6 protein-coding genes are annotated in these 6678 nt (G+C 64.0%); 5 read left to right on the top strand and 1 reads right to left on the bottom strand.

All coding sequences use genetic code 11. The annotated features are described in order from the left end of the window. From P3W97_RS05515 to P3W97_RS05495, 5 genes are all read left to right on the top strand, one after another. On the top strand, positions 1-299 hold a 299-nt coding region (locus tag P3W97_RS05515; RefSeq protein ID WP_300844573.1), incomplete at its 5' end, for a hypothetical protein. A gap of 8 nt (positions 300-307) precedes the next feature. Then, complete coding sequence (gene cas10, locus P3W97_RS05510; RefSeq protein ID WP_156137268.1) at positions 308-3052, top strand: type III-A CRISPR-associated protein Cas10/Csm1; 2745 nt, start codon at positions 308-310, stop codon at positions 3050-3052. Positions 3053-3063: 11 nt separating this feature from the next. Then, positions 3064-3543, top strand: coding sequence for a type III-A CRISPR-associated protein Csm2 (csm2, locus tag P3W97_RS05505; RefSeq protein ID WP_143898309.1), 480 nt, complete (start codon positions 3064-3066; stop codon positions 3541-3543). A gap of 11 nt (positions 3544-3554) precedes the next feature. Beyond that, complete coding sequence (csm3, locus tag P3W97_RS05500) at positions 3555-4283, top strand: type III-A CRISPR-associated RAMP protein Csm3 (RefSeq protein WP_043702716.1); 729 nt, start codon at positions 3555-3557, stop codon at positions 4281-4283. After that, positions 4280-5215: a hypothetical protein gene (locus P3W97_RS05495; RefSeq protein WP_043702713.1), complete on the top strand. Its 936-nt coding sequence runs from the start codon at positions 4280-4282 to the stop codon at positions 5213-5215. Before csm3 ends, P3W97_RS05495 begins: the two co-directional genes overlap by 4 nt. Before the next feature lie 157 nt (positions 5216-5372). Here P3W97_RS05495 and P3W97_RS05490 read toward each other — a convergent pair. Beyond that, positions 5373-6655 (bottom strand): IS3 family transposase gene (locus tag P3W97_RS05490; protein ID WP_300844565.1). Its coding sequence is split into 2 segments (ribosomal slippage): positions 5373-6319 and positions 6319-6655, totalling 1284 coding nucleotides; the frame shifts between segments, so codons are not numbered across the junction. Positions 6656-6678 lie beyond the last annotated feature (23 nt).

Here is a 6678-nt window from a genome sequence, read left to right as displayed (position 1 = left end):
CTCGCTGTGCATGCACTCGGCCATGGTCAGAACTCCCAGCAACCGCGTCGAGGGTGGCAAAAAGCTGGGAGAAATTGTACCGCAAAACAGCCAAAAACGAACGCTTTATCAACGGGTTAGGAATATTTCAGGGGCGACTACTGAGCTGCCACCCGGAAAACTGGATGGACGTGGGGGCCCACGTCGTGCAGCTCGATCGCATCATGGCGGTAACTCCAAATGGCAACGTTGCCAATGCGGCGGTTGACCCTATCGATGCGGCATACTTTGACGGACGACAGCATATTCAGGCGAGTTGAACAAACCCATGGCTGCACACCCCCTTCTCGATCCGACAACCCGTGTCGCATTGGCGGCTTACTTGCATGACATCGGCAAGTTTGCCGAGCGGGCCGGCGTGTTTGCGGATGATCCGCGGCTGGAAGTGAACTTGCAGCTCTATTCCCCTTATCACGCTGCCGGGAAATGGTTCAGCCATCGACACGCCGCTCACACCGCGCTGGCCATCGATCTGCTGGAGCGGCATTTGCCCGACATGCTGTTGGCGGACAGCTACCCGTTTGTCGGGCGGCAGAAACGCGGCGATGCGGCACTGTCTGAAGTTGAGCCCACCGACTCCCTGGTCAACGCCGCGGCCGCACACCACAGGCCCACCACCTTCCTGCAATGGATCATCGCCACTGCCGATCGGGTGGCCTCGGGCTTCGAACGCGAGGAGTTTGACCAGTACAATGCATCCCGCGACGAGACCGAGACCGGCAAAAACCACTACCAAGCCCGGTTGCTGACGCTCTTCGAGCAAATCCGCCCGAACGGCCAGAGTGCGGTACCCGGCGCGAGGACGCTGCAATGGCGTTACCCTCTGCAGCCGCTCACGCCCGAGGCGATTTTTCCCAAGCCGGCAAAAGAGTGCGAACCGTCGGCCGATGCGGTCGCGCGGGAACAATACGCTCACGTGTGGCGCTGGTTTACGCAGGCAATTGAAACCATCCCGCGCAGTCACCGTTCCCAACTGGCGCTGTGGTTTGACCACTTTGACAGCCTTTGGCTGGCCGCCGCGCACGCCATCCCTTCCGCCACGGCGTTCAACGTGCGGCCAGAGGTGTCGCTGTACGACCATTCGCGCACCACGGCCGCCCTTGCGGCCGCCCTGTGGCGTTGGCACGAAGCCCACCAACAAACCGACGAACGCGCCGCACAACGGCTGCGCGACCGCAGCGATTTCGACGAGCCCAAGCTGCTGCTCGTGCAAGGGGACTTTTTCGGCATACAGGATTTCATCTTTGCGGCGGGCGGGCAGACCCGGCGTCAAATCGCCAAGCTCCTTCGGGGGCGGTCGCTGCAGGTTTCGCTCTTTACCGAGGTGGCGGCGCTGCACGTGTTGGAAGCCCTGGGCCTGCCGTCCACCAGCATGGTGATCAACGCAGCGGGCAAGTTTTTGATTGTGGCCCCCAACACGGCCGACACACGTGAGGCTCTGAACCGCATCCGCGTCGAACTCAATCGGTGGTTCGAGCAACAAGCCTATGGTCTGGCCGGAATTGGCTTGGCGTGGGAACCTGCGGCCTGTCGCGACCTGCTGCGCAAGGCGCAATCCCCAGATGAACCGACCCCTTTCACGCGGATGTTGGAACGGCTGCACGCCAGTCTCGAGCGCGAGAAGTACCGCCGCTTCGACCTTGCGCAGCAGGGTGCCCAGGTCTTCTCCGATGCCGACTACTCCCATGGTCCTTGCGGCTGGAACGGGCGTTTGCCGGCTGACCGGACTGACACGTTGCCCGGCGGGGTAGAGATCGCCTCTTGCGCGCTGTCGCGTGACCAAATTGCCATTGGCGAGGCCATCGTCAAGGGGTATGACCGTCTCCTCGTGCTGGCCGACGGGATGCAAGACGCTTTGCAGGCGTCGGCAGACGTACGTTTGCTGGAAACCGAGCTGTTTGGCTACCGCCTTGCGTTCACGCGGGCGCAGGATGTCACCGGCCAATTCGGCAACTTGGTGGGGCAGGGGGCGCTGCGCCGCTGCTGGGACTACTCGCTGCCGGCGGCGGACGATAAAGGCGGCACACAACCGCTGTTTGGGGGATATGCGCGGCGCTTTGTCAGCGGCTACGTTCCGCGGGTGGGGCCAGATGAGCAATGGCCCGCGGGGAAATACCGCTTTGACGGTGGCGGCCGAGGTGATGGGGACGACCGTCGGGATGACGACGCCTTTCCGAAGCCCGGTGAACTGCGCACCCTGGACATGCTGGCATGCGAGGACCTTGCCCTCGACGCCGATGGGCAGTGGAAGGGCGTGGTGGCGCTGGCTGCCCTCAAGGGCGATATCGACGACCTCGGGGAGATCTTCCGTGTCGGCCTGGCGCAGCCCAGCTTTGCCAAGTGGGCCTCGTTGTCCCGCCAGGTCAACGCCTACTTTGCTATTTACCTGCCGTGGATGCTGGCGCGGGAGTTTCCCCACGTCTACACCGTCTTTGCCGGAGGGGACGACTTTTTCTTACTCGGGCCGTGGCAGACCATCCAGCGCTTGGTGCAGCGCATGCGCGAGACCTTTACGCAATATGTCGCCCACAATCCGGGCATTCACTTTTCGGTGGGCATCGTCAACATCAAACCCGGCGCACCCATACAGACATTGGCCGAGTCCGCCGAGGAAGCCCTGGCCCAGTCCAAACGCCGTGACGGCAAGGACGCCATCACCTGCTTTGGCGAGACGGTTGGCAACCGCGATTGGCCCCTTTTGCAGGACATGGCTGCCAAGCTCGACGAACTGCGGGCCGAACTGGGACTGCCCACCGCCTACGTGTACGGACTGCTGTCCTTTGTGGACATGGCCGAAGCCCAAGACAAAGGCGACGTCAAGGCCGCGATCTGGCGGGCGCGGCTGGCCTACCGCACACGCCGCCTGCTACAGCGCGAGGTCAAAGACGAAGCCGCACGCCGGGCTTGGCAGAACACCCTGATGCAACAGATTGCGGAAGACGGCATTGCCCGGCTGCGGGGGGCATACCGCATTCCGCTCTTCACCCATTTGTACCGTCACCGCGAGCATTGAAAGGAGGCCACATGAACATGCAGTACCGCGGCGCAACGCACTATGCGGGACGACCTTCACAAGACCGTAGGGGGGCTCCGGATGGGCAAAGGGATCGGGCGCCGACCGTTGACCTCAAAGACCTGCGGTTCGACGACAAGCTCAATCCCCAGCTCTTTTCCGATGTTGCGGAACGGATTGCGCAAGCAGTCGCCGCAGGGGCGAGCACGACCAAGAACAAGTCCTCGCAGCTACGCCGCTTCTACGACGAGTTCGTCATGTGGCAGGAAAAGGTCGGCAACTCCGAAGAGCGGTTCCAGCACTACCTGCCGTTCGTGATGATGCTCAAAGCCAAGGTCGCCTATGCCAAAGGGCGCGATCACGTCGATCAAAACTTTGAGGCCTTCCTGCGGCATCTGCTCGACCAATGCACCAGCGCCGAGCGCTTGCGCCTGGGCAAGCTGTTCTTCGAGGCCTTCATGGCGTTTTACAAGGTGTACAACAACAAATAAGGGGCCCCATCATGAGCCAACTCCAACTGCTGCGCATCGAGCGCCTGAGCGGCACCATCGAACTCCTGTCTGGCATGCGCATCGGTGCCAGCGAAGGGGAAATCCGCATCGGCGGTGTCGACAACCAAGTCATCCGTAACGCACACGACGAAGGTAAGCCCTACATCCCCGGCTCCAGCCTCAAAGGCAAGATCCGCAGCCTGCTCGAGTGGCGCAGCGGTGCCGTGCGTCCCGAGCCACTCGGCGTGGCCGACATGAAACAGCACCCCAACCGTCCGCTCGTGCGCGACATCCTGCAGCTCTTCGGCGTCGGGGGTGGCGATCAGTTGAGCGAAGCACAAGCGGCCGAGCTGGGCCCGACGCGCCTGTCCTTCTGGGATGCGCCACTCAAGCCCGAGTGGGTGAGGCGTATCAAAGACGACAACCTTCTGCTCACAGAGGTCAAAACCGAGAACCGCATCGACCGCATCAGAGGGGTGGCAGAACACCCGCGCCAAACCGAGCGTGTGCCGGCTGGCGCGCTGTTCGAGTTTCGCCTCTCCATCAAAGTCCTCAACATCGACCGCAACGACGGGGCAGACCTGCGGCGGGTTGTGCTGCAGGGCATGCGGCTGCTGGAGCTCGACAGCCTGGGGGGCTCCGGTTCGCGCGGCTACGGCAAGGTCAAGTTCCGCGACCTGCAGCTCGATGGGCGCGACATCCAGGCCGAGTTTGACCAAATCGACCCCTTCGCCGCATGAAAACGCTGCTCGTCACGCTGCGGCCCCTGACGGCGTTTGGCACCCCGATGGCGGGCGACACCCTGTTTGGCCACCTCTGCTGGGCCTTGCGACTACGCCACGGTGAGCCTGCGCTGCGCGCGGCGCTGGAGGGCTATACCGCCGACCGGCCGTTCCTCGTGGTGTCGGACGGCTTTCCGTCCGGCTATTTGCCGCGTCCTACGCTGCCCACCACGGCCTCGATGCAGCCGGCGCTGGAACCCAAAAATCGCAAGGAAGAACGCCGCAAACGCTGGTTGCCGCTGTCGGGTGCACAACAGCCGTTGCGGCAGTGGTTGCGCTCGGCTGAAAACGTCTCTCTCAGCCGCGACACGACCCGCACGCAAAACACCATCAACCGCCTCACCGGCACCACAGGGAGCGGACTCTTTGCGCCGCGACAGCTGGCACTGCAGGGGTACGCCCCGGGCGCGTGCGTCGACGTTCACCTCGTTTACGACCCGCAGCGCATCCCTGCCGAGGACGTCCGGCAGCTGCTGGCCGATGTCGGTGCCACCGGTTTCGGGCGCGACGCCTCCACCGGGCTCGGCAAATTCGAGGTCGTCTCCCTGACGGAAAAAACCGCGCCGCCCGCCTCCCGCTACTTCATGACCCTGGCACCGTGCGCGCCCGACCCCGCAGTGCTGCATGCCGAACTGTGCCGCTGGCTGCCCGTCACCCGCTTTGGCCGCCATGGCGGCAGTGCGGCACTCGGCGGCGGCGGTGGACCCTTCAAGCGGCCGATTCTCTTGGCTGCGACGGGTGCGGTGTGGGCCGCACACGGGGATTGGACCTTGCCCTTTTTCGGCCGCGGGCTGGGGGGCGAGCAACAACCGATCTCGGGTGCGCTGCCCGCCACCGTCCACCAGGGCTACGCGCCCGTGCAACCCTTGTACGCTGAATCCACGGTATGAACAGCGCCCTTCGAACCGAACGCATCGCGCTGGCGGTCACGCCGTTGAGCCCCGTGCACGTGGGCTGTGGCGAAGATTTCGTCCCCACGGGCTACGTTATGCAGGACGGCTGGCTGTATGCCTTCGATGATCTTGCCCCCGTATTCCCGGACCCGTCCTATTCGCAACGTAACGCCGCGTCCTTGACGGTTGAGCGGCGTGCCTGGGCGGCCTGATGCCGCCGGAACTCTCTGGGTGAACGCATTTTCAACGACGAGTGCGGATGTACCTCGTTGAAGTGTTCGAAGGCGGCCGGCAACTGAGCCAGCACGGTGGCCGCGTCGCTCAGGTCCATGCGGGCCACGTAATCACGCTTGAACGTGTTGACGAAGCTCTCGGCCATGCCGTTGCTCTGCGGGCTGCACACCGGCGTGTTGATCGGCTTGAGGCCCAGTGAGCGGGCCACCCCTCGGGTGTCGGCCGCGATGTACGCGCTGCCGTTGTCGCTGAGGAATTCCAACCAGTGGTCAGGGGGCACCGCCTCTACCGAGCCAAAGCGTTTTTCCACCGCCTCGATCAACATCTCGCGCACCGGCTCACCGGGCAGCCCTTTGCCCTCCCATGCCCGCCAGGCGATCACTTCGCGGTCGCAGCAATCTTTGGAGACCGTGGCCGTCACCGTCTCTCCCGAGTCGCACTTGATCTCCAGCCCATCGGAGCACCAGCGCAGCTCGCTGCGCCCCACGGCAACGCGACCCTCGTGCTTGCGGCTGCCATGGCGCCGTCGAGGTGCCTTGGGCAGCAACAGACCGGCCTGGGCCATCACGCGGTAGGCCCGTTTGGGGTTGACCCGTTCTTCGCCCTGTGCGCTGCGCTGACGGTTGACCAGAGCGCAGGCACGTCGATACCCGTAGCTGGGCAGATCGGCGATCTGCTCCCGGATCTGCGCCAGCAGTTGCGCATCGCTCGCTGGCGTTCGCCCCTTGCGAGCATCGCGCCCGTCCTCGCTGCGGTGGTGCCGCTCATGCACATGAGAGCGCGCCACGCCCAATGCCCGGCAGACCGACTTCATTGGTCGTCCCCGGGCAACAAGGGCGAGCGCGCAATCCACTTTTTTTCGGCGGCGTACTCCACGGCCTCCTTGAGGATTTCGTTCTCCAGGGTCTTCTTGCCCAGCACCCGCTGCAGCTTGGCGATCTCGGCTCGGGCAGCCGCCAGTTCCGAGGCCGGAACCACTGCTTCCCCGGCCCTGACGGCCGTCAGGGCGCCTTGGCGATCGAGCTTTCTCCACTGGAACAGCAAGCTGGCTGCGACGCCTTCCTGCCGCGCCACCAGCGACACACTCATGCCCGGCTCGTAGGTGCGCCGCACCAGCGCGGCTTTCTCCGCAGGGGACCAGCGCCTGCGGCGCTGGTCTTTCAAGATGACTTCAACAGTGTCCGTATGCCTAGTCGTACTCACAGTCCTACTCCTATCTTCAAAGA

Source organism: Tepidimonas sp. (assembly GCF_029335975.1).
In the GTDB taxonomy this organism is placed as follows: domain Bacteria; phylum Pseudomonadota; class Gammaproteobacteria; order Burkholderiales; family Burkholderiaceae_C; genus Tepidimonas.
Note: the sequence above shows the minus strand (reverse complement) of the source record. Positions and strands in the feature narration are given on the sequence as shown.